Raw genomic sequence first — 22264 nt, 5'->3', positions numbered from 1 at the left:
GGGTGTTATCAGATGTCCTCTGGTAATGCCCAAATGTTATTTATGCTAATCCCAAATGTTTCTGCATACTTTGCTAATTTTTTAATTGGTAGATTATTCCAAACCTCAGGCCTAAAATGCCGTTTTATTTGCCATTGCCAAAAGCCGGTGGCTTGGGCGAGGGATTGTTCATCAAAACGATATTTATACATTAAATAGTACAACACTGATTTTTGCCCGTTTTTAACCGCCTGTAAGGCTTGTTCTGTTTGTTGCTTAAGGGCTTCCACGGCTTGCTGAGTAGCAAATTCTTCCGTTTGCCAGCCTGTGCTTGTGCTAGCTTGATAATGCCCATTTTGGGTGGCGTAGATGATCTTTTTCTGTCCACGGAAAATGCGGCTATCATCTTGTGGAATGTCATTCAGATCCATTCACCACCTCAAGCAACATAAAACAAGAGGAAAAACGACCGCTCTCGGGGATATAACATAACACTTTCTGACCATTTTTGAGTGGGAAAGTGCGCATAAATTCTTCTAAAATAATGTAAATAGACGCCGATCCCGTGTTTCCTTTTTCGGCAAGGTTGGTAAACCATTTTTCTTGTGGAATATCAAACTGAATACGTTGTAAACCTTCCGATAATTTGTTACGAAAAAAGCCCGAAGAATAGTGCGGTAAGAAATAATCAATATTTTCAGCACGGAGTTGATATTTGTCAATTAAGCGAATTAAGGCTTTTTCGACGGTATATTTCACAATATTTTCGTTGAGCAATTTTACATCTTGTTTAATTGCCATTAGGCTATGTGTGTCGCGATATTGGCTATCCACCGTCTTCCAACTAACAAACTTGCCATTGTCGATTTCTGCGCCTGCGTACATACACACAGGCATTTCATTGGCGTAAGAGACGAGATCAATCCAATGAATTTTAAAACTAATGCCTGTTGGATTTGGGCGATGGCTTAGTTGTGCTGCTCCTGCGCCGTCTGAAAGCATCCAGCGTAAAAAATCTTTTTCAAAGCCAATTTCAGGCTTTGCATTATCAAGTTGTTTTTGATTAATCTCAGGACGAAAATTTTCGCTACGCATTACTGCTGAGGCGGCTTCAGATGCCACCGCAATCGCATTTTGATGTTCCCTTGTGCGAATTCCATTATAGGCGTGTTTCATCGCTGCCATTCCCGCCACGCAAACGCCTGCGGTAGTTAGCACTTCGCAAGCTGGCGCATTGGAAATTAAGCCGTGAACCATTACCCCTTGTCCCGGCATAATTTGATCCGGATAAGAGGTGCCACAGGCTAAACAGTCAAGCTGATTTATATCCACGCCTTGCGCCACTAATTTTTCAATAGCACAGACTGCAAGTTCTGTGCTGCTGTGCGTGGCTTGCCGTGTTTGTGGGTCAATGGCGTAATAACGCGTGCGAATCGCATTTGAGCGTAAAATCATATTGCGAACACGGGAAGGAACATCACCGACCATTCCTAATACGGCTTCCATTTGATCATTGGTAACAGGATTATTTGGCAAAAAACTTGCCACTGAATTAATATAAACCTCAGAAAGTTGCGACATCATTATTCTCCAGATGGGGCAGCAAAATAGCGTTTTTGGCGCTCAAGTTTTTCTTTTAATAATGGTTTTAATAAACGCTTAATGAGAGCGGAAATTGGCACGACGGTAATAATTAATAAGACTAAAAAAGCAATATAAACATATAACACAGCTTGGCGCAAACGTGGTGAAATTTGACCGCACTTAAGTAATAGCTTACCCCATAAATAAAAGCTACGGTGTCCGACTTTTTCACTCATCATCAGTTTCTCATCAATTTGCACTGCGCCCATATTCTGAAACAGGGGTTGATGAAGAGAGACATTTTCCGCTAACTTTTCTGCAAGTTTGCCACCAAATCGCTGCATATCGGCAATATTTTCTTCACTAATGCCCGCGCTAGGTAACCACTTATAAGGACGCTTTTTACCTGTAAACAGCCATAATGGCGTGGTGATAAAACTTGCCCACGCGTTAGATTGATCCGTTTTAACGATATTACCAACTAGTATTGCGCCAGCTTGATTTAATAATGCTTTGACTTTTTCTTGCGCCATTAACCACATATTACGGCAGCCGATTAAGGTAACGACAGGCGTGTTATTCAAGACGTCTCTAGCTTGTTCACTTTGTAAGAACGCGGTAATCGGTTGAGATGGAGAAAGAAACCAAACACTATATGCAATAATGACTAAATCATATTGCCTACGTTGCAGTGTTGGTGTTTCAATGGGCGCAGGTTGTAAGTGAACACTTTCAGGAAAGGTATTAAAAAATGGGATAAATTTCCACGGAAAAATATAATCCTGTTGCGGTTTCACCTGATATTCTTCAATTGAAATGTCTTGTTGAGTGCGTATTGGTTGTAGAAAACTTTCCACTAAGCGAGAAAGTTGCCCTGTTTGCGAATAAGAAACGACAAGAATATGTTTAGCTGAATGCGTGACCATAAAGTTAAGTACTACAAAGCATACACCGATAAAATTCGGCGCAAAATTATAAATTTGATAATGTGCTTGTCAAGCCAGATAAAATATCAAGTGCGGTGTAAAATTTCCCAATTTTTGACCGCACTTAATGAAATGAATTAGCGAACAATATCGCCTTTCAAGGCAACACCGCTCATTAGATTTCCTGCGTGACATTCATATTGCGTTGTGCTGCGATAAGGGTTTTTCTTATAGAAGCTGATGATATTGCCCACTTTCGTGGCACGATGTTTTTTTGCCGTATCTTGGAATTGTTTCACTACGGTTAGGAACGCCCATTGGCAAGATTTCTCATCACTTTTATTTGCTGCATTTGTTTTACGATTACTGACCATACCTGCTTTTACGGTCGAACCCGGTGCAGGTCTGCCGAAATAGAGTTTAATTTTGGGATCTAATACCTCTTTCGCTTCAGGGGAATTCAACGCTTCCTGAATGGAGTAATAATGAGTGGTATCTCTTGGTGCGCAAGCAGCAAGTAAGAGTGTGGTGAAAGCAATGGCAAATTTTACTGAATGTTTCATAATTTTTCCTTGTTTTTATTAGATAGATTAAATACCTTAATTTGATCTTATGTAAACGGTTGCTTTGTGTTTGGTAATTTAGCGTAAATTAAGGTAAACTTCCACAATATTTTTTATTAATAAATGGTTAGGTTTTTATAATGAAAAAATTATTCTCAATTTGTTTCTGTGCCGTCACTTTAGTAGGGTGTGCAGCAGGGATTAAGGATTCGCAACCTGTGCAATTAGCGAGTCTTAAACAGCCATTATGCGTTACCGCAGATTTGCGAAAAGCACCTGAAGATTTTTCTGACGCAATTTTAGCGAGCTTAAAAAAACGTGGTATTAAAGCACGCTTTGTTAAATTCAATGAGTTAGCAAGTTGCGAATCTATTTTAAAAGCGAATGTTCGTGGTAACCGTGCCATTATTGCCCGTGCGAGTTTAAAAGTTCAACAAGATAAGCAAGTGCTTGGCTTTGTTACTTATAGAAGAGGCGGTGATGAAGCGGAGCGTGTAAAAGAAGTGGGTTTACAAGGTCAAACCGATTTAATGATTAACGAATTATTTCAATAATATTCCCTATTCTTAATCGTAAATTTGCTGAGTTTCTTACTGAGATATTTAAAGGATGTGACGATGAAAAAATTGCTTGCAATAAGCTCATTAGCGTTCGTTTTAACTGGTTGTATGTCAGCAGATCCCGTACCAGTTCCTGTGCCATTGCTAAAACAGCCATTGTGTGTAGCCGCAGATTTGACACACGCACCCGTGGGTTTTTCTAATGCTATTTTGGCGAGTTTGCAAAAGCGTGGAATTCGTGCATATTTTGCTAAACCAAATGAATTAGCAAACTGTAGTTCCATTTTAAGAGTGAGCTTGCGTAATAACCAGACTATTATTGGGCGAGCTCGTTTGACTGTTGAGCAAAATAATCGAATTGTTGGTCTTGTTGCGTATAACAAGCGCCAAAATCGAGTGAAGCTGGATTTACAAAGCCAAACTGATGTAATGATTAACACATTATTTAGATAATAATCAATGAACACCGCAATTTGTCAGTTTAATTTTTCGCTAAGAGGATGGAAAGTGGTGACTAACCGTGAGCTTTCCCCCCAAGATTGGCAATTAGGCGAACAACATTGGAGGCAAAATAGCCACTTATGGCAACCTTTTGCTCCTAAGTTAGCCTTTTTACCCCCATTAAAACGGCGACGTTTAAGTGAATTGGCGCGCTTATTTTTTGAAGCAGCGTGGGATCTTATGGAAGAACAGCCTAATATCCCCGTGGTTTATGCTTCTGCGAATAGTGAAATTAATCGCAATTTTGCTCTGTGGCATAGTCTTTTAAGCGAAGGTGATATTTCACCCACATCCTTTAATTTATCTGTGCATAATGCGTTGGTTGGACAATGGTCAGAAATGCGCCAAGTAAAAGCAGAAACCACGGCAATTATGGCACAACAAGATAATTTAGAAGTCGCATTACTTGAAGCTTACTTATTGTTGCAAGAAGGACAACAACGAGTGCTTGTCGTCGTCGCAGAATCGCCATTGGCGGAACAATATAATGCACAACCTGTGGTTCGTCAGCCTTTTGGTTATGCGTTAGCCTTAGTCGTAGAAAAAGGCGATCAATACCAACTTAGCTTACATCGTGCTGAGGAAGGCGTTGAACCCGCACAAAAGTGTGGTGACAATGCGTTATTTTGGGTGCAGCAACAATATTTAGACCAATCTCAGTGGCAAACGTTAAGCTCCCGTGGAGAGGTTTGGTTATGGCAGAAAAAGTAGATTGGTTACGCCGTTTTCTTGCTACCGCCATAGGTTTCGCTTTTTGGGGCGTTGCAGGAACATTATTGCAGTTGATTCTATACCCTTATGCACGTCGCCCACAAAATTTAGCCACACAATTAAAAGTGCGTCGTTTTGTTGGGAAAATTTGGTATTATTTTATTCGCTTTTGCGTTTGGAGTGGTGTGCTAGAAGTAACCTATCAGGGGTTTGAAAAATTAGGACGTGCGGGACAATTAGTGATCGCTAATCATCCTTCTTTACTTGATGTCGTGCTTACTTTAGCGAAAACGCCAGAGTTAAATTGCATTGTAAAACAAGATTTATTACACAACCCCACAATGCGAAATCAAATTCTGGCTTGTGGATTTTTGCCGAATACGGAATCTCTTGAGCTGTTAGAACAATGTGATAACGTGCTGAAAGAACAAGCAATTTTGCTTTTCCCTGAAGGAACAAGAACCGGTTGGGATGGCGTGGTAAAACTGAACCGTGGTGCGGTATCAATTGGTTTACGCAGTGCGAAAATTATTACGCCGGTAGTGATAAAAATGCGTCCACTGAATTTCAAGAAAGGGCAACCTTGGTATCAACTTCCTAAAACGCGCATTACTTATACGCTTTCTGTGGGCGATGATATCGATCCACAAATTTGGCTTGCTGAAAAGCCTTTACCTTTGGCGGCACGTCGCCTAACACAATATTTAAACGATTATTTTAATTCTCAAACTCAATAAAAGGATAAATAAAATGGAATTAGAACAACAACTTAAAAATATCATTATCGAAAGTTTAGCATTAGAAGACATCAGCCCAGAAGATATTGAAAATGAAACATTGCTTTTCAGTGATGAGGGCTTAGGTTTAGATTCCGTTGATGCACTTGAACTCGGTTTAGCTGTACAAAAAGCCTTTAATTTACAATTAGATAGTGAACAGCACGCGTTACGCGATCACTTCACGAATGTTAATACTTTAGCCGCCTTTATTCGTTCACAACAAGGTTAATAACGATGATGACAGAACAACAAATTCAGGGCTTACTCTCTGAGGCTTTGGTTTCTCTCTTTGAAATTGATCCAAATAAGATCACACCAGAAACCCATCTTTATGAAGATCTGGAAATTGATAGCATTGATGCCATTGATTTAATTGATTACATCAAACGTAACACGGGATACAAAGTGAAACCTGAAGATTTTCGCAATGTGCGTACCGTAAATGATGTGGTGCAAGCCGTGTTAAAAATGAGCCAACAAACCCAACAAGCCACAGACGATTCACAGAATGCCTAATTATACGGAACACAGCCTTATCGCTACACAACCTGATTGGCGTTATGGCGACTTTGCTTATAAAGCGTTACAAATGGCAGAAGCTTTCAAACAGCAAAACGTGAAATCTATCGCTGTTTGGCTAGAAGATGGCGCCAATCTTGCCTGTACCTTACTTGCCGCGTGGCAGGCTGATGTACGCGTACTTTTTCCGCCTAATTTAACTAAAGAAAGCCTTGAATGGGTTGCTCAGCACGCGCAGTTTTGGTTATGTGATAACGAGGCAACACTGCCTTCAAAAGTATCCTTTGATGCGTTTGGTCAGGATAGGGTTATTCCAAAAGAAGAAAAATTTGCACCGCACTTTGATCGTAATGCACAAACGGAAATTTGGCTGAAAACCTCTGGCAGTACAGGAGAAGCAAAGACCATTGTCAAAACGGCTCAACAAATGTGGCGAAGTGCGCAAGTGTTAGCCGATGCTTTACCGTTTCCTGCAGATAATCAGTGGCGTGCAATTAGCACCGTAAGCATTCAGCACGTTTATGGGTTAACCGTGCATATTATGATGGCTTTAGTGTTAGGGTGGCAAATAGGGCGTAAGCAACTGTTTTATCCTGAATGTATTAAGTCGGCACTTAACCAATCAGAAAATGCGGTGTTAGTGAGCAGTCCTGCGATGTTATCAAGTATTGCTTGGGATAAAATGGCTATGCCAGAAAGTTTGCAAGGTGTGGTTTCTTCAGGCGGTGCATTGGCTGATGACGTATCAACGCAAATTCGTACGGCAATTCACGCCCCTGTGGTGGAAATTTATGGTAGTACGGAAACAGGGCCTATTGCTATCCGTGATGATATTCATCTTTGGCAACGGTTGCCAAAGAGCCAGCTCGGACAAGATGAACAAGATGCCTTGTGGATTGAAGCCGATTGGATTTTTGGGCGTGAGCAAACGGCAGATGTCGTAGAATTTGAAGGCTCGGGTTTTCGTTTACTCGGACGCTGTGATCGCATTGTAAAAATCGGCGATAAACGCACATCTTTAGTGAGTATTGAACGTCAGTTATTGCAGCATCCTTTTGTGGAGGATTGTTATATTGCACGTCATCCAGAACAAAATCGTTTAGCCGCTTGGGTAGGATTGACGGAAGTGGGTATTAACGCCTTTCGTGAACAAGGCCGTCGTGCAGTCATTGCACAACTGAAACAAGCCGTAGCAGCAAATCAAGATAAGTCAGCTATTCCACGTTTTTGGCGTTTTACTGATAAATTACCCCGCAATAGTCAATCGAAAATTAATAAATTAGCCTTTAATCAGGTTTGTGTGGAAACCGTGCTTGATCCCATTTGGTCAGCGCCAGCGTGTGATCAGAATCAGTATGTGATAAAAGGCAAAGTGCCGTTGGAATTGCGTTTCTTAAAAGATCATTTTGCTGAATTTCCCTTAGTGCCGGGCGTGATCGAATTACAATGGATCAGCGAAAAAATGCAGGATTTTTTAGGGTATTCCCCAACGTTTTCGAGCATTGATCGTTTGAAGTTCCAGCATTTTTTACGTCCAAATGATGAGTTTGAACTTTCGCTTACTTGGCAACCTGAAAAGCGACGAATGGCTTTCCAACTCAAGGTAGCAGAAGAAACTTGCTGTAGTGGCGTGGCAATTTTAACGGAATAATATAATGAAAGCCTTCACTTCCGTTCTTATCACCTTATTTCTTGCAATAAGTGCGGTGGCTTTTCCCATTTTTTTTTGGTGGCAGGGGGCAGATAGCCCCATTTTATATTATCTACCGTGGGTAATGGCACTCTTATGGGCGGTGAAAGGATGGCAACAACCCCCATCAACGCAGCGTTATTTTTCCTTTTGCTTAGCGTTAATTTTAGCGGTGATTGCCGGCACGCGTGCTTTAGTAGGAATGTTTTGGTATCCAGTGATTATTAATGGATTAATGTTGCTATTGTTTGCAAGCAGTTTATGGCAATCGCAGACTTTTGTTGAACGTTTAGCGCGCTTACAAGAGCCAAATTTAACCGATAAAGGTGTGCGTTACACCCGAACCGTAACCCAAGTGTGGTGCATTGTTTTTATTATTAATATTGGGGTGACGACTGCACTCATATTGGGACAATATTATGATTATTGGGCATTATATTCAGGGGTGATTTCCTATGTATTCATTGGCTTGATTATGGGCATTGAATGGATCATTCGACAACGAGTAAAAAAATATCATGCAAATTAATTTTTCAGCAATCAAGGATATTACCTTAAATCCGCCTTGGTCAAAGCAAGATTTTACCTTACGAGCTTGGCAAATTAGTCAGCAATTACAACAGCAACAGGTGCGTAGCTTAGGCTTATGGCTTGATGATGCCGCACAGATGGCGTGCGTGTTGTTGGCGTGTTTTCAGGCAAAAGTGCGCGTGTTATTGCCACCTAATTTATTAGCAGAAAACCAACAATGGCTTGCACGAGAAAATGCAATGCTGATGGATAATGAGCGTGTTGCGACCTTCGGTTTAGAACAACAGGTAGAAGCAGAAACCCTCGCGCAACCGTTAATTGATCCTGATTGTCAAAGCGAAATTTGGATTAAAACCTCAGGTAGTAGTGGTGAACCAAAAGTTTTGATCAAAACAGCCAAAAAAATGTGGCAGGAAGCACAAGCTATTGCTGATACTATCAAGTTTTCAGCGGATAGACCACTTTATGTGGTATCAAGTGTCTCCGCGCAACATCATTATGGTTTATCCTACCGTATTTTCTTACCGCTCTATCTTGGTTGGTCTATCGCTCGTTTGCAATACCATTATCCTGAATATTTGATGAGCGAAAGTTTACAAGCAGAGAATGTATTGTGGGTGAGTAGCCCCGCATTGCTTACTCACCTTAATTTAAAAGACACCAAACTGGCTCGTTGCGGTATTCGTGCTGTCATTTCAGCAGGTTCTCCTTTGCCTTCAGAGACCGCACAACGTATCCACGATATGCTAGGTTGCCGAATGATCGAATGTTACGGTAGTACTGAAACTGGTGCAATCGCTTTTCGAGAACAAGAGACGTTATGGACACCGACAGTGGTAACAGAGGTGGGATTAACAGAAAATGAAACGCTTTGGGTTAATTCGCCTTGGCTTGATAAACCAGAAATTATGGCTGATATGGTACAAATGCACGGCGAGCGCTTTTTACTGTTAGGACGCGCGGACCGCATTGTAAAACTGGGGGACAAACGTATTTCTCTGGTCAATATAGAACAAGCCTTGCAGCAGCATTCTTGGGTCATTGATTGCTTTGTGGCAAAGCACCCAAATCAGGCTCGTCCTGCGGCTTGGGTCGCGTTAACGGAAGAAGGATTGAAAGTTTACCGCACTCAAGGGCGTAACGCGGTGATTCATTCACTGCGCCAACACCTGAGTCAAAATCAAGAAGCGGCAGGCTTACCCCGTTTTTGGCGTTTTACCGACAAATTGCCACGCAATAGTCAATCAAAAATTTTAAACGCTGATTTCGAGCAAGCTTTTCTTAGCCAGCAAGAGGAATTCGCTAATGAATAAACAGGTAATTGCGCTTATCCCTCATTACAATCATTCAACCACGGTTAGCGCTGTTGCAAATCAGCTACGCCAACTTGATTTGCCCGTGTTGATTATTGACGATGGCTCAACCGATTCTCATAAAACCGTACTGCATACGCTTGCTCAGCAAGAGGGTATTCAAGTCCATTTTTGCCCACAAAATGGGGGAAAAGGGGCGGCAATGAAAGTGGGATTTCAATTAGCGTGGGAACAGGGTTTTGCCTATGCCGTACAAGTCGATGCAGATGGACAGCATCAGCTTTCTGATGTGGCAATCTTTTTGCAAAAAAGTGCTGAAAATCCCACCGCACTTATTTGTGGGCATCCAATCTATGGTGAGGATGCACCTAAGGCTCGTTTATATGGTAGAAAAATTACCGATTTTTGGAATGCTATCCACACCCATTCACGCGATATTTTAGATGGAATGTGTGGTTTTCGGCTCTATCCTGTGGAAGCAATGATCAATTTATTGAAGCAGGAAAAAATTGGCGATCGTATGGATTTTGATATTGAAATTATTGTCAAAGCGCACTGGTATCAAATCCCAATGGTATGGGTGGATACCCCCGTTCGTTATGATAAGAATGGCACATCTCATTTTCGAGCTTTTGCGGATAATTGGAAAATCAGCAAAATGCACACCAAACTTTTTTGGCAGATGGTATGTCGAATGATACAAGGCAAGCCATTATGAGCCAATCAGATAAACATTGGGCAAAACAGCAGGAGCGTGGAACGCGTTTCTTTCTCAACTTAACACGCTTGATTGTGGCATATCTGCCTTTGTGGGCGATCCGCATTGCTACCTTTGTCGTGGTGAGCTATTTTTTTGTTACATCAAAGAAAGCCCGCCAATATATTGCGGAATATCAGCAACGTTTGTGCCAAACTTTTCCTGACACGCGGTTACCTCGTTGGGCGGTTTTTCGCCAGTTTTTAACCTTTGGTGTCGCGATTACCGATCGCTTTGCGGTGTGGCAAAATAAAATTCATTATCGTGATTTGCACATTGATGATGCGGACAATCTTTATCACGATATTGATCATCAAAACCGCGGGCAAATTTTATTGTGTTCCCATTTTGGTAATATTGAAATTTGTCGCGCGTTAGTAGATAGTGGACATCACCCTAATTTTGTGCTGAATGTATTAGTGCATAGTCATCACGCTGAGGCATTCAATCAAGCTTTAGAAAAAGCCGGCGCTAAAGCCCTTCCCGTTATTCAGGTAATGGATTTAGATGCACAAAAAATGTTTGAATTGCACCAACGGTTAGAGCGAGGTGAATGGATTGCTATTGCCGCTGATCGGATTCCGGTGCGTGGTGATAAAACCGAAAAAGTCAATTTTCTTGGCAAGTCAGCCGATTTTCCGCAGGGGGCTTGGTTGCTTTCGGCATTGCTCAAAGCACCACTGAATACGGTGTTTTGTGTGAAGTCGCAAGAGCGTTATCAATTAAAACTTCGCCGATTCAGCTCAGCTATTTCAGGACGAGGTATTGCCCGTCAGCAACACATTCAGCAGGCAATGCAACAATATGCTGATGTCTTGGCGCAAGCGTGCCGAGAACAGCCATTGCAATGGTTCAATTTTTACGATTTTTGGAATGACGAACAAAAATGAAAACAAAAAAACATATTTATTGCCAACATCAATCTGATTACGAGATCCCATTTTTTGATGTGGATTCCGCACATATTATGTGGCACGGGCATTACATCAAATATTTTGAAATGGCACGTTGTGCATTGTTAGAAGAGATTGGTTACACTTACGATCATATTCGTGCTGACGGCTATGGTTGGCCCATTGTGCAACTGAATGTGAAATACGTTCGTCCGGCACTTTTTCGCCAAAAAATTCGTGTTACCCTTTCGGTATTGGAATACGATACTTGCCTACGCATCGACTATGTAATTAGCGATTTACAAACAGGCAAAAAACTCACCGTAGCCAGTACGACACAAGTGGTGGTGGATGCTAAAACGGGCGAGATGCAATTAGAAGCAACGGAAAATTGGCGAAAGGCGTTTGAGGCATATAAAGGCTTTCAACCTCTCGCTTAATTGGAATAGGAAAGATGAAAAAATATTTTGCGTTATTATTATGGATAGTCAGTTTACCTCTTTGGGCGTTTTCTGAGCAAGATCTTATCGCTCAACTTCAGCAAAGTCATACCGTACAAGGAGATTTTGTACAGCAGCGTTTTCTTAAAGCATTGCCACAACCTATTGAAACTAAAGGAAACTTTACATTAGTGGCAGAAAAAGGCTTGCTGTGGCAAATGACACAGCCTTTTCACACAGAATTACGGATTACCCCACAGGGTATTGCACAATGGAATGGGCAAGATTGGGTTGCTAACGGAAATATGGCGCAATCGCAACAAATTCGTCTGTTTTTAGGCTTGTTATCGGGGGATTTGTCGGGGCTAAAAAGCCATTTTGATTTTGCATTAAGTGGTAATGCCAAACAATGGACATTGCAACTTACGCCAAATTCGCTCTTAATGAAACAGATCTTTACTTCAATTATTGTACAGGGAAATCAGAGCGTAACGGCAATGCAACTGAATGAAGTACAAGGTGATAGCACAAAAATTTACTTTCAGCATATTCAGCTTAATCAGCCATTATCATCCGCGGTGAAACAAGCACTAGAATAGAAAAATGAGTACCTAAAATGTCGCAGTCAGTCAAAACATCAAAATTTTCCACCGCACTTTTTTCTATGGCAATTCGTATTGCGTATGTAATGAGCTTGGTGTTTTGCATAATTACACTGGTGATATTTATTTTGCGTGGTAATTGGCTGCAAACTGATTTACAAGCATTATTGCCAGAAGATCAGCAATGGCAAACCATACAACAGCAAGTTGATAAACAGCAAGAACAGCGGTTAAATGGGAAAATCATTGCACTGATTGGTGCAAGCTCGCTTGATAATGGGATTCAACTTTCACGGGAAATTGCTCAACGTTGGCGTCAGAGTGGTTTATTTCGTCAGGTGAACAGTGAGTTCCAGCCTGATCTTAATATACTTCGCCAAGCAGTGAAAACCCTCGCTTTTGCCACGTTACCCGCCCATATTCGCACTCAATTAATTCAGCAACCTCATCAATATTTCCAGCAATATGCGCAGCAAATGAGCAATCCTTTTGCAGCACAAAGTATATTGCCGTTGGATCAAGATTGGCTCGGTTTTGGACGATTTACGCTTGCACAAGCACAGCCACAGAGTAATGTACAATGGCAAGCAGAAAGTGGTGTGCTTAGCGTGAATGGGCAGGGAAAAAGCTGGATATTATTACAAGGGGAATTAACCCCTCAAAACTGGCTTACTCCCCCTTTAGCATTGCTACAACTGATTGAACAAAATCAGCAACTTGCGCACTCACAAGGGGCAGAAATGAATATCACAGGCGCAAGCCTATTTGCCTTGCAAGCCAAGCAAAGTGCAGAGCGAGAAAGCCAATTAATGAGTGGCTTTGGGGTGGGCTTAACCTTAACGCTGTTGCTGGTGGTATTTCGCTCGCTACAAGTGTTATGGTTATTTTTACCTATTGTGGCAGGTGTGTTAGTGGGAGTGGTCATAACCCTTGCTTGGTTTGGGCAAGTGCATATTTTAACCCTCGTCATTGGCACAAGTTTAATTGGCGTATTGATTGATTTTCCATTGCATTGGCTTTCTGGCTCATTGCTTTCTCACCGTTGGCAAGCAAAGCAAGCAATGCAAAAACTACACCTTACCTTTAGTGTGAGTTTATTGGTCACGTTGCTAGGTTATGCGTTGCTTGGTTTTACTTCATTGCCTATATTACAGCAAACCGCCTTATTTTCAGCGGCGGCGTTACTGGCAGCCGTGCTGTTTACGCAACTTTTATTACCCGATTTTTTTCGCCATTATCAGAATAAACGCCCAACAAAGTTGTTATACGCTTTTTATCAAGTGCGGCGCTTTTTTCAAATGTTTTTGCTTTACCGAAAAGCCTTGATAGGCATATTCGCCCTCTTTGTTGCGGGAGGAATTGTCCAATCTAAGTGGCAAGATGATATTCGTCAGTGGGTGGCATTATCACCGAATTTAGTTAGCCAAGCACAAAAAATTGGTGAATTAACAAGAATGCAATTAAGTGGGCAATATTTTTTAGTTTTAGCGGAAAATGACGAAAAATTACTCGAAAAAATCACCGCACTTGATCGTCAATTAGAACAAGCCAAACAGCAACAGCAGCTAGAAAGTTATCAATCTTTAAGCCAGTGGCTAATGAGTGAAAAACAACAACGTATTTTCGCACAACAATTGCAACACTTATCATCACAGGATTATGCACCACTCAGTGCAATGGGGGTTCCTGCTGAAATTGTGCAACAACAACTGAAAGAATTAGTTCATCAACCAGCGCTTTCTTTGCAAGCGGCATTGAATACGCCATTAGGACAGGGGTGGCAAAGTTTGTATTTAGGGCAGATAGCTGGACAAAAAGCCGCGATTATCCCTGTTAATAAAGGCGACCACCAAGCCTTATCACAACTTGCTAATCATCACGATATTTTCTGGCAAGACAAGCGTAGCCACTTAAACCAAGCTTTCCAGCAAACTCGTAATCAAGCCGTGTGGCTAAAATTACTTTCCTTTGTCTTAGCAGGTTTATTGTTGTGGCGTTATTTCGGTGCCAAAGCGAGTGGAAAAATGTTATTTGTCCCCGTTTTTGCGGTGCTTACCACCTTGGGTATTTTCGGTTGGCTTGGTTTACCCATCAGCTTGTTTGCAATGTTTGGAATGTTGTTGGTTTCTGCTATTGCTGTGGATTATGTTGCATATTTGCAAAGTGTTTCTGGGTTAAATGCCCATAAGCAATTTGCTATTGTACTTGCTGCAAGTACGACGCTAATTTCTTTTGGCTTGCTCACCCTAAGCCATACGCCCGCTGTGGCATTGTTTGGGTTGAGCGTGAGTATTGGTGTGATCTGTGCGGTGAGTATCGCATTTATGATGTATCGTAAATAATAACAATGACTTTTTAGGGAGCAAAAAATGAGTCAATATGATGTCGCGATTATTGGTGCAGGCCCTTCAGGTTCCGTGGCGGCTGCATTATTAGCGAAACAAGGGGTATCGGTATGTGTATTAGAGAAGCAATATTTTCCCCGTTTTGTCATTGGTGAAAGCTTACTACCTTATTGTATGGAAATTTTGCGTGAAGCTGAATTGCTTGAGGCAGTAAATCGCGAACCGAGTTTCCAATTTAAAAACGGCGCTGCTTTCACTTGGGGCAATCGTTATACTTATTTTGATTTTACCGATAAATTTACCGCTGGGGCTGGTACAACTTTCCAAGTCAGACGGGGGATTTTCGATAAAATTTTAATTGATGAAGTGGCAAAACGTGGCGTTGATGTCCGTTTTGGCAATGAAGTATTAGCTTTTGAAACACAAAATGATGGCGTGCAATTACAGGTGCGTAACGATAAAGGCGAAAGCTACAATTTGAACGCGAAATTTGTTCTTGATGCAAGTGGTTACGGGCGCGTATTGCCACGCTTATTAGATTTGGAGTTACCTTCACACTTGCCAGCGCGTGTGGCGCGTTTCACCCATATTGATGACAATATTGATGATCCTGAGTTTGATCGAAACAAAATTCTTATTACGACTCATCCAGAACACCGAGATGTATGGTTATGGCTTATTCCTTTTGCCGATAATCGTTGTTCTATTGGTGTGGTTGGTTTGCCTGAGACCCTTGAAGGCGATGACGAACAGGTGTTAAAAAAATTTGCATTAGAATGCCCAATGCTAAAACGCATATTAAAAAATGCCGTGTGGGATAATGATTTCCCTTATCGTCATATTCAAGGTTATTCTGCGAATGTAAAAACCTTGCACGGAGAGCGCTTTGCTTTATTAGGGAATGCGGCGGAATTTTTAGATCCTGTTTTTTCATCAGGGGTTACGATCGCATTGCATTCCGCACATCTTGCTGTCCCTTTGATCGTGCGACAAGTCAACGGTGATATTGTGGACTGGCAAAAAGAATTTGCCGATCCGCTAATGCTTGGTGTAGATGCATTTCGCACTTATGTGAATGGTTGGTATGACGGCTCATTTCAAGATGTGGTGTATGCGAAAGATCCACAGCCCGAAATTCGTCGTATGATTTCTTCCATTTTAGCTGGGTATGCGTGGGATAGTGCGAATCCATTTGTGGCAAAATCTACACAACGCCTTGCCGCGTTGGCTGAGTTTTGTGGCACAGCGAGCCAAGATAAATAAAAAAGAGGAAATAAAGTGCGGTGCGATTTTTGAGAATTTTATCCCTGTTCATTGATCTAAAAAGAAATGCTACAATCGAAAAAAGTAAAAAAAACAACCGCACTTAATATGATGATAAAAAGAATAAGTCAATGGCGAGCTTGGTTTATTGCTGTTGTATTCTGTGGCGTGATGGGCTGCCAAAGTTTACCACAAGCGCAAAATTTCCCAACCAATACGCCAAGTAGCCAATTATTTAAGATTGAACGGCAAGACGAGCAACATCGCTCTCAGCAACAAAGTTTACTTGCCTTACAATATCAACCTAGACAATGGCGTTGGGTGCAAACCGATCCCCTTGGTGCGCCTTTGGCAAGGGTGATTTTAACGCCACAAGGTTGGCAAAATGATGGCTTTGTTATGCCAAACCCGCAGGCAAAATGGTTGTTTTCTGCGATAGCAACGGCGTTATATCCAGATTTCCCGCTTTTTCCATTTAGCAGAATGGAAATGCAAGGTAAGCGACAAGTTTATTTTATTAATCATAAGCCTGTTTGGTCGATTGAAGGGCAATCTCCCGTGTGGAAAATTGATTTAACCGACAATAGCCATTGGCGTGTAACTTTACTAAATTAAGGAATAATGTGAGTAAATTGTATTTATCGCAACCTGCGGTGGTCAGTAGTTTAGGTGAAGGGCTGGCTGCCCATATTTCAACGTTATTATCTGGTGCACCTTCTACATTAAGTTTGTGTGATACACCATTTAGTGAAAATGGATTGCTAGATAATGCACGAATGTATGGCGCGGTGAATGTGCCATTTCGCCCGTTCCCAAAGACTGTTCCAGCAGCGCATCGTAGCCGTAATAATCAATTGTTGTGGCATTGTTTGGCACAGCTGGAAACGCAGATTGAGCAAGCTATTCAGACGTTCGGTAAACATCGCATTGCAGTCGTGGTTGGTACCTCTACCACAGGAGTAGATGAAAATATTGAGCTGTTTAAGCAAGCGGCGGAACATCAAGATTGGTCTCGTGTGCTTTTCAAACAGCAGCAACAATATTTCTCTGCTCCCGCAGATTTTGTGGCGTGGCAATATGGTTTGAGTGGATTATGTTATGGCATTTCTACTGCTTGTACTTCTGGCGCGAGAGCCTTGATGAGTGCGGCACGATTATTGAAAAATAATCTGTGTGATGCGGTGATTTGTGGCGGCGTGGATACGTTATCCCCTTTAACGATCAAAGGCTTTCAATCCTTATCGGTATTATCCGATAGCCAGACGAATCCACTTTCTGCAAACCGTAAAGGCATTAATATTGGTGAAGGAGCGGCAATGTTTGTGCTATCTAAACAGCCTTTCGGACAATCAGTAGAATTACTTGGCTATGGGGCAAGCAGTGATGCTTATCATATGTCTTCACCCCATCCAGAAGGCGAAGGCGCAATTGCCGCATTTCGTGCGGCTTTAGCAAATAGTCAGCTTGTGGCAGATGAAATCGGATGGATCAATTTGCACGGTACAGGCACTATTCATAATGATCAAATGGAAATTCTCGCTGTGCATAATGTGTTTGGTGAACATACCCCTTGCACTACAACAAAACCATACACAGGACATACATTAGGCGCAGCAGGTGCTGTGGAGGCCGCCATTTTATGGGGAATGATTCATCCTGATTTCAATCCAGAAGGGAAATTGCCACCCCAATTATGGGACGGTGAGCCAGATCCTACTTTACCTAAGGTTGCAATTACCGACACAAATAGTCGTTGGCAACGGGCAAAACGGATTGGGGCAAGTAGTTCGTTTGCTTTTGGCGGTAATAATACTGTACTCATTTTAGGAGAATGCGATGTTTGATTTAACCTGCCCAATTACCAATATTGCGCCACTGTTACCGCATAGTGGCGAAATGGTGCTATTACAACAACTTGATGAAGTTGGGGAAGATTTTCTGGTGGCACAAGCACAAGTGAGAGCGGATCATATTTTGCTAAAAAACGGCAAGTTAGCCAGTTTTGTCGGGGCAGAAATTATGGCGCAGGGCATTGCTGCTTGGGCGGGGTGTAAATGCGTTCGAGCAGGGCAACCTATTGGCTTAGGTTATTGGCTTGGAACAAGAAAATTGCATATTTATCAACAGGCTATTCCTATTGGTAGTACATTAGAAATTCGTGTTCATCGCTCCCTTGAAGATGATACCGGTTTTGGCGTGTTTGACTGCCAACTGCGAAATAAAAATACAAATGAACTGATTATTGAAGGAACGCTGAATGTATTGCGTCCACCAAAAGAGAGAAAAGTATGACAGATAGCGTATTAATTACAGGTTCTAGTCGTGGTATTGGCAAAGCCATTGCATTACAACTGGCGCAATCGGGGTTTGATATTGTGTTGCATTGCCGTAGCCGACTTACGGAAGCGGAAACCGTTGCTGAACAAATTCGTGCGATGGGGCGAAATGCCCGTATTTTGCAATTTGATGTGAGTGATCGTGATAATACCGCACGAAAATTACTGGCAGATGTAGAACAATTTGGTGCTTACTACGGGGTGGTACTGAATGCGGGATTAACCCGAGATAATGCTTTTCCTGCTTTAACGGATGAAGATTGGGATATTGTGTTACGCACGAATTTAGATGGCTTTTACAATGTTCTTCACCCCATTATGATGCCAATGATTCGCCGTCGAAAAGCTGGGCGAATTGTATGTATCACGTCTGTTTCTGGTTTAATAGGAAATCGTGGTCAAGTCAATTATAGTGCCTCAAAAGCAGGTATTATTGGTGCGGCAAAAGCGCTTGCGGTGGAATTAGCAAAACGTAAAATCACGGTAAATTGTGTGGCTCCCGGATTAATCAATACAGAAATTTTAGATGAAAATGTGCCTGTTGAAGAGATTCTCAAAGCGATTCCCGCAGCAAGAATGGGGGAACCAGAAGAGGTGGCACACGCCGTTGATTTCTTAATGAACGAAAAAGCAGGCTATATTACTCGTCAAGTTATCGCCGTGAATGGCGGATTATGCTAAGGAAAAAATAATGAAACGCGTTGTGGTAACAGGTATCGGCGGTATTACCGCATTTGGACGTGATTGGGCAAGCATTAAACAGGCTTTTGCGAAACAAAAAAATGCAGTGCAAACAATGGATTGGGGCAAGCTAGATGGGGAAATAGAATCTCGTCTTGGTGCGCCTATTAACCACTATACCCCACCTGAGCATTGGAATCGTAAGCAATTACGCAGTATGGGCAGAGTGGCGCAGCTTTGTGTTGATGCTGCTGAAATGGCGCTAACAAATGCGGGGTTATTGCAAAATGGTGAACTTGATCCTTGCGTCCTCAATGGCAATATGGGTGTGGCAAGTGGCTCATCATCAGGCAGCACCAAAGACATACAAGATCTCGGTTTAATGATGGCAGGTTATCCCAACACCAGTAATGCCAATACTTATGTACGAATGATGCCTCATACTACCGCGGCAAATATCGGTATTTTCTTTGGCTTAAGTGGACGTATTATCCCGACATCAAGCGCCTGTTCATCAGGCAGTCAAGGTATTGGTTATGCGTATGAGGCGATCAAATATGGAATGATCCCAATGATGTTAGCTGGTGGCGGTGAAGAGTTTTGCCCTTCACAAGTCTATGTGTTTGACTCTCTTTATGCCGCAAGTCGCCGGAATAACCAACCACAGCAAACACCACGTCCTTATGATCAAGAGCGTGATGGCTTAGTCATCGGCGAAGGTGCAGGGATCTTAGTATTAGAGGAACTTGAACACGCCAAAGCACGCAACGCAACGATTTTAGCGGAAGTAGTTGGGTATGGCGCAAACAGCGATGGCAGTCATATTACACGTCCACAAAAAGAAACAATGCAACGCTGTATGGAATTAGCTTTACAAGATGCGGGATTATGCCCTGAGCAAATTGGTTATGTGAATGGACACGGAACAGCCACAGAACAAGGTGATATAGCTGAAACCCTTGCCACCGCCGCATTATTTGGCAATGTTCCCCTCAGTTCACAAAAAAGCTATCTCGGACACACGCTCGGCGCGTGCGGTGCATTAGAATCTTGGTTTTCCATTGAAATGATGCGCGATAATTGGTTTGCACCAACGCTCAACCTAGATAATATCGATCCACGTTGTGGCAATCTCGATTACATTCGTCAAGCTCCAAGAGAAATTCACACAGACTATGTAATGAATAACAACTTCGCCTTTGGTGGGGTAAATACATCGCTCATTTTTAGGCGCTGGACGGAAGACTAAGTATATAGTGGATATTTAGAAATAGAATTTTCTGTAGTACAACAAAAAATTCAATGATTTTCAACCGCACTTTATTTTTATACAAAAGAATAAGTGCGGTTGAATTTTTGCGAATTTTTTTCTCTATGAATAAAAGATTAAGCAACGGTTTAACGCTTTTTATGCTTAGGAAAAACCTGCGTTTCTCATCGTGGTTATTAGTCAAACATTACCATTTTGCCAGCAATAGTCGTTAAATTTCCTGCTTTTACTCATTGAAGAAAACTCACACTATATTGCGAGAGGGAATAGCCATTATGTTCATTAGAACGATGATTCAACATCATTGAATCAGAGATGAACGCGTTGGTTAATCAAGTCCTGAAAAATAATAATCTTCGAGTTACCCAGACCATCTTCTTTAGTGTGGTATCGAACTAACATAGCAACTAATGCTATAAAAATCGTATAGAGGACATAAATACTCACATCATTCTTTTTCATTTCTTTTTAAATAAGTGGATGGCATCTAAATAACCCTTTTCATTGAAAATTAAATTTCAAAAACTTCTATTTTCGGGCGTGAAATTTCATTTTGTTGCGAAGATCAAATTTTAGGTTAGAAACCAGATTTTGGCGATTAAAATTATGTAAATAACAGAAAAATGCTTAGATTTCTATTTTTTATAAGTACGGCAGAAAAAAATGTGAGTTTTTATGCATTTTCTTTATTTCTAAATACGAAAACACGATCTAATTCACAATTTTTTAACTTGATGATTGCGACATTTTTCCCTTAATGCTATATATAAAAATAGATGATTTATTTCATAATTATCTAAATTTGAAATTTATATTCACAAAAATGGAACCTTGTGCAATATAGTGGTATTTCAGCTTTGTGATCAATCTAACCTTTAAAATAGGAGTAGAAGAATGAAAAAAACACTATTAGCAATGCTGTGCGGCGGATTGTTATTGACATCTCAAGTTGTAATGAGTAAGCAGCTTATGATTGGTGCCCCAATGAATTCTTTCGCGGATAAATGGCAGACATATTTACAAGATTCAATTCGTGATTTTGATGCGAAACACGATGATGTGGAAATTAAATTATCCGATGCAAATGGCGATCCAGCTCGTTTGCTAAATGATGTGGAAACGTTTATCGATCAAAATGTTGATGCTTTGCTTGTTGTACCAACAGATCCAAATATTGTTAAGGTTATTGGACGTAAAGCACAAAAAGCAAAAATTCCACTCATTATTGTTAATCGTAAACCTAATGATGAAGATATGAAATATGTTACAAGTTACGTCGGTTCTGATGAGATTGAGGGGGGACGTATCCAAGCAGATTTTATTGTGAATACGTTAGGTGGCAAATCAGGCAATGCATTAATTTTATTAGGGCCTTTAGGGCAAGATGCAGTAACTAAGCGAACTCAAGGTAATAAAGATATTTTTGCACAACATAAAAATATTAACATCGCGACAGAGCAAGAAGGAAAATGGGAACGTGATAGAGGTTTGAGCATTGCTGAAAACGTATTGGCAGCAAATAAAGATATTAATGTTGTGGTGAGCAACAATGATGAAATGGCAATCGGTGCATTACTTGCTGCACGTAAACTGGGGCTAAAAGATGAAGATATTCTTATTGTGGGTTTGGATGCCACGCCCGATGCATTGGAATATTTAGGTAAAGGACTAGATGCTACGGTTTATCAATCAGCTAAAGGGCAAGGTGCAGCTGGAGCAGAAGTTGCGTATTTAGCAGCAAAAGGCGAAAAAGTCCCTGCAATAAAATGGATTCCATTTGAATTAGTTACCCCTGATAAAAAAGAGGAATATCAAGCCAAATATAAATAACACTCATACAGAAGGGCAGAGCTTTGGCTTTGTCCTTCAACTAATAAATGAGATAACTCAAAGTGCGGTTCATTTTTACATTATTTTTGGAGTATAAGTGATGTTCAAAAAACTATTCTTCCTATTTATTGGCATTTTCTTTATTCCGACATTATTTGCCAAATCCTTCACTATCGGCGTTTCGATGTATA

Annotated in this window: 25 protein-coding genes; 21 read left to right on the top strand and 4 right to left on the bottom strand. The window is 41.3% G+C overall.

All coding sequences use genetic code 11. The features are described 5' to 3' along the window. Positions 1-8: 8 nt before the first annotated feature. The 4 genes from L5B90_RS05660 to L5B90_RS05645 form a co-directional block, all read right to left on the bottom strand. Positions 9-410 carry a hypothetical protein gene (locus L5B90_RS05660; protein ID WP_250363979.1) on the bottom strand — a complete coding sequence of 134 codons (402 nt, stop codon included), beginning with the start codon at positions 408-410 and terminating at the stop codon, positions 9-11. Further along, complete coding sequence (locus L5B90_RS05655; protein ID WP_265762553.1) at positions 397-1560, bottom strand: beta-ketoacyl-ACP synthase III; 1164 nt, start codon at positions 1558-1560, stop codon at positions 397-399. The genes L5B90_RS05660 and L5B90_RS05655 overlap by 14 nt, the downstream gene beginning before the upstream one ends. 2 nt (positions 1561-1562) lie before the next feature. Then, positions 1563-2489 (bottom strand): dialkylrecorsinol condensing enzyme, encoded by a 927-nt coding sequence (locus L5B90_RS05650; RefSeq protein ID WP_265762363.1) that lies wholly within the window; start codon positions 2487-2489, stop codon positions 1563-1565. Positions 2490-2626: 137 nt separating this feature from the next. After that, entirely contained in the window at positions 2627-3052 is a 426-nt protein-coding gene (locus tag L5B90_RS05645) for an excinuclease ABC subunit A (RefSeq protein ID WP_250351047.1), read from the bottom strand. A 140-nt stretch (positions 3053-3192) separates the two neighbouring features. On the opposite strand from L5B90_RS05645, the gene L5B90_RS05640 reads away from it, so the two are divergent. The 21 genes from L5B90_RS05640 (at position 3193) to L5B90_RS05540 (ending at position 22073) form a co-directional block, all read left to right on the top strand. After that, complete coding sequence (locus tag L5B90_RS05640) at positions 3193-3606, top strand: hypothetical protein (RefSeq protein WP_250363981.1); 414 nt, start codon at positions 3193-3195, stop codon at positions 3604-3606. 63 nt (positions 3607-3669) lie between these two features. Further along, positions 3670-4065, top strand: a complete 396-nt coding sequence (locus L5B90_RS05635) for a hypothetical protein (protein WP_250363982.1) — start codon at positions 3670-3672, stop codon at positions 4063-4065. A 6-nt stretch (positions 4066-4071) separates the two neighbouring features. Then, positions 4072-4824: a beta-ketoacyl synthase chain length factor gene (locus tag L5B90_RS05630; protein ID WP_250363983.1), complete on the top strand. Its 753-nt coding sequence runs from the start codon at positions 4072-4074 to the stop codon at positions 4822-4824. Next, the gene (locus L5B90_RS05625; protein ID WP_250363984.1) at positions 4809-5561 is read left to right on the top strand and encodes a lysophospholipid acyltransferase family protein; all 753 of its coding nucleotides are present in this window, start codon (positions 4809-4811) and stop codon (positions 5559-5561) included. Before L5B90_RS05630 ends, L5B90_RS05625 begins: the two co-directional genes overlap by 16 nt. 13 nt (positions 5562-5574) lie before the next feature. Next, on the top strand, positions 5575-5832 hold the full coding sequence (locus tag L5B90_RS05620; RefSeq protein WP_250351043.1) for a phosphopantetheine-binding protein: 258 nt from the start codon (positions 5575-5577) through the stop codon (positions 5830-5832). Positions 5833-5840: 8 nt separating this feature from the next. Then, positions 5841-6119 (top strand): acyl carrier protein, encoded by a 279-nt coding sequence (locus L5B90_RS05615; RefSeq protein WP_250351608.1) that lies wholly within the window; start codon positions 5841-5843, stop codon positions 6117-6119. Continuing rightward, on the top strand, positions 6112-7773 hold the full coding sequence (locus tag L5B90_RS05610; protein ID WP_265762362.1) for an AMP-binding protein: 1662 nt from the start codon (positions 6112-6114) through the stop codon (positions 7771-7773). The genes L5B90_RS05615 and L5B90_RS05610 overlap by 8 nt, the downstream gene beginning before the upstream one ends. A 4-nt stretch (positions 7774-7777) precedes the next feature. Continuing rightward, positions 7778-8341: a hypothetical protein gene (locus L5B90_RS05605; RefSeq protein ID WP_265762361.1), complete on the top strand. Its 564-nt coding sequence runs from the start codon at positions 7778-7780 to the stop codon at positions 8339-8341. Beyond that, a complete protein-coding gene (locus L5B90_RS05600; protein ID WP_265762360.1) occupies positions 8331-9656 on the top strand; it encodes an AMP-binding protein in 1326 nt (441 codons plus the stop codon). The genes L5B90_RS05605 and L5B90_RS05600 overlap by 11 nt, the downstream gene beginning before the upstream one ends. Continuing rightward, positions 9649-10374: a glycosyltransferase family 2 protein gene (locus tag L5B90_RS05595; protein WP_265762359.1), complete on the top strand. Its 726-nt coding sequence runs from the start codon at positions 9649-9651 to the stop codon at positions 10372-10374. Before L5B90_RS05600 ends, L5B90_RS05595 begins: the two co-directional genes overlap by 8 nt. Continuing rightward, entirely contained in the window at positions 10371-11303 is a 933-nt protein-coding gene (locus tag L5B90_RS05590) for an LpxL/LpxP family acyltransferase (RefSeq protein ID WP_265762358.1), read from the top strand. Before L5B90_RS05595 ends, L5B90_RS05590 begins: the two co-directional genes overlap by 4 nt. Next, entirely contained in the window at positions 11300-11746 is a 447-nt protein-coding gene (locus tag L5B90_RS05585) for an acyl-CoA thioesterase (RefSeq protein ID WP_250351037.1), read from the top strand. The genes L5B90_RS05590 and L5B90_RS05585 overlap by 4 nt, the downstream gene beginning before the upstream one ends. A 14-nt stretch (positions 11747-11760) precedes the next feature. Then, positions 11761-12345 (top strand): outer membrane lipoprotein carrier protein LolA, encoded by a 585-nt coding sequence (locus L5B90_RS05580; protein ID WP_265762357.1) that lies wholly within the window; start codon positions 11761-11763, stop codon positions 12343-12345. Between the two features lie 17 nt (positions 12346-12362). Beyond that, on the top strand, positions 12363-14690 hold the full coding sequence (locus L5B90_RS05575; protein ID WP_265762356.1) for an MMPL family transporter: 2328 nt from the start codon (positions 12363-12365) through the stop codon (positions 14688-14690). 27 nt (positions 14691-14717) lie between these two features. After that, a complete protein-coding gene (locus L5B90_RS05570; protein ID WP_265762355.1) occupies positions 14718-15956 on the top strand; it encodes an NAD(P)/FAD-dependent oxidoreductase in 1239 nt (412 codons plus the stop codon). Between the two features lie 66 nt (positions 15957-16022). Then, positions 16023-16571 (top strand): hypothetical protein, encoded by a 549-nt coding sequence (locus L5B90_RS05565; RefSeq protein WP_265762354.1) that lies wholly within the window; start codon positions 16023-16025, stop codon positions 16569-16571. Positions 16572-16579: 8 nt separating this feature from the next. Then, positions 16580-17800, top strand: a complete 1221-nt coding sequence (locus tag L5B90_RS05560; RefSeq protein WP_265762353.1) for a beta-ketoacyl-ACP synthase — start codon at positions 16580-16582, stop codon at positions 17798-17800. Further along, positions 17793-18248, top strand: coding sequence for an ApeP family dehydratase (locus tag L5B90_RS05555; RefSeq protein ID WP_265762352.1), 456 nt, complete (start codon positions 17793-17795; stop codon positions 18246-18248). The genes L5B90_RS05560 and L5B90_RS05555 overlap by 8 nt, the downstream gene beginning before the upstream one ends. Beyond that, positions 18245-18973 (top strand): 3-oxoacyl-ACP reductase FabG, encoded by a 729-nt coding sequence (gene fabG, locus L5B90_RS05550; RefSeq protein ID WP_250363995.1) that lies wholly within the window; start codon positions 18245-18247, stop codon positions 18971-18973. The genes L5B90_RS05555 and fabG overlap by 4 nt, the downstream gene beginning before the upstream one ends. A 10-nt stretch (positions 18974-18983) precedes the next feature. Then, positions 18984-20222 carry a beta-ketoacyl-ACP synthase gene (locus tag L5B90_RS05545; protein ID WP_265762351.1) on the top strand — a complete coding sequence of 413 codons (1239 nt, stop codon included), beginning with the start codon at positions 18984-18986 and terminating at the stop codon, positions 20220-20222. Positions 20223-21137: 915 nt separating this feature from the next. After that, a complete protein-coding gene (locus L5B90_RS05540; protein ID WP_250351028.1) occupies positions 21138-22073 on the top strand; it encodes a substrate-binding domain-containing protein in 936 nt (311 codons plus the stop codon). The last annotated feature ends 191 nt before the right edge of the window (positions 22074-22264 follow it).

Origin of the sequence: Avibacterium sp. 20-129 (assembly GCF_026226845.1) — a bacterium.
In the GTDB taxonomy this organism is placed as follows: domain Bacteria; phylum Pseudomonadota; class Gammaproteobacteria; order Enterobacterales; family Pasteurellaceae; genus Avibacterium.
Note: the sequence above shows the minus strand (reverse complement) of the source record. Positions and strands in the feature narration are given on the sequence as shown.

Bases quoted from the DNA above. Each gene is read 5' to 3' on its own strand.
- L5B90_RS05660 (WP_250363979.1), bottom strand. From the start codon at position 410: ATGGATCTGAATGACATTCCACAAGATGATAGCCGCATTTTCCGTGGA.
- L5B90_RS05655 (WP_265762553.1), bottom strand. From the start codon at position 1,560: ATGTCGCAACTTTCTGAGGTTTATATTAATTCAGTGGCAAGTTTTTTG.
- L5B90_RS05650 (WP_265762363.1), bottom strand. From the start codon at position 2,489: ATGGTCACGCATTCAGCTAAACATATTCTTGTCGTTTCTTATTCGCAA.
- L5B90_RS05645 (WP_250351047.1), bottom strand. From the start codon at position 3,052: ATGAAACATTCAGTAAAATTTGCCATTGCTTTCACCACACTCTTACTT.
- L5B90_RS05640 (WP_250363981.1), top strand. From the start codon at position 3,193: ATGAAAAAATTATTCTCAATTTGTTTCTGTGCCGTCACTTTAGTAGGG.
- L5B90_RS05635 (WP_250363982.1), top strand. From the start codon at position 3,670: ATGAAAAAATTGCTTGCAATAAGCTCATTAGCGTTCGTTTTAACTGGT.
- L5B90_RS05630 (WP_250363983.1), top strand. From the start codon at position 4,072: ATGAACACCGCAATTTGTCAGTTTAATTTTTCGCTAAGAGGATGGAAA.
- L5B90_RS05625 (WP_250363984.1), top strand. From the start codon at position 4,809: ATGGCAGAAAAAGTAGATTGGTTACGCCGTTTTCTTGCTACCGCCATA.
- L5B90_RS05620 (WP_250351043.1), top strand. From the start codon at position 5,575: ATGGAATTAGAACAACAACTTAAAAATATCATTATCGAAAGTTTAGCA.
- L5B90_RS05615 (WP_250351608.1), top strand. From the start codon at position 5,841: ATGACAGAACAACAAATTCAGGGCTTACTCTCTGAGGCTTTGGTTTCT.
- L5B90_RS05610 (WP_265762362.1), top strand. From the start codon at position 6,112: ATGCCTAATTATACGGAACACAGCCTTATCGCTACACAACCTGATTGG.
- L5B90_RS05605 (WP_265762361.1), top strand. From the start codon at position 7,778: ATGAAAGCCTTCACTTCCGTTCTTATCACCTTATTTCTTGCAATAAGT.
- L5B90_RS05600 (WP_265762360.1), top strand. From the start codon at position 8,331: ATGCAAATTAATTTTTCAGCAATCAAGGATATTACCTTAAATCCGCCT.
- L5B90_RS05595 (WP_265762359.1), top strand. From the start codon at position 9,649: ATGAATAAACAGGTAATTGCGCTTATCCCTCATTACAATCATTCAACC.
- L5B90_RS05590 (WP_265762358.1), top strand. From the start codon at position 10,371: ATGAGCCAATCAGATAAACATTGGGCAAAACAGCAGGAGCGTGGAACG.
- L5B90_RS05585 (WP_250351037.1), top strand. From the start codon at position 11,300: ATGAAAACAAAAAAACATATTTATTGCCAACATCAATCTGATTACGAG.
- L5B90_RS05580 (WP_265762357.1), top strand. From the start codon at position 11,761: ATGAAAAAATATTTTGCGTTATTATTATGGATAGTCAGTTTACCTCTT.
- L5B90_RS05575 (WP_265762356.1), top strand. From the start codon at position 12,363: ATGTCGCAGTCAGTCAAAACATCAAAATTTTCCACCGCACTTTTTTCT.
- L5B90_RS05570 (WP_265762355.1), top strand. From the start codon at position 14,718: ATGAGTCAATATGATGTCGCGATTATTGGTGCAGGCCCTTCAGGTTCC.
- L5B90_RS05565 (WP_265762354.1), top strand. From the start codon at position 16,023: ATGCTACAATCGAAAAAAGTAAAAAAAACAACCGCACTTAATATGATG.
- L5B90_RS05555 (WP_265762352.1), top strand. From the start codon at position 17,793: ATGTTTGATTTAACCTGCCCAATTACCAATATTGCGCCACTGTTACCG.
- fabG (WP_250363995.1), top strand. From the start codon at position 18,245: ATGACAGATAGCGTATTAATTACAGGTTCTAGTCGTGGTATTGGCAAA.
- L5B90_RS05545 (WP_265762351.1), top strand. From the start codon at position 18,984: ATGAAACGCGTTGTGGTAACAGGTATCGGCGGTATTACCGCATTTGGA.
- L5B90_RS05540 (WP_250351028.1), top strand. From the start codon at position 21,138: ATGAAAAAAACACTATTAGCAATGCTGTGCGGCGGATTGTTATTGACA.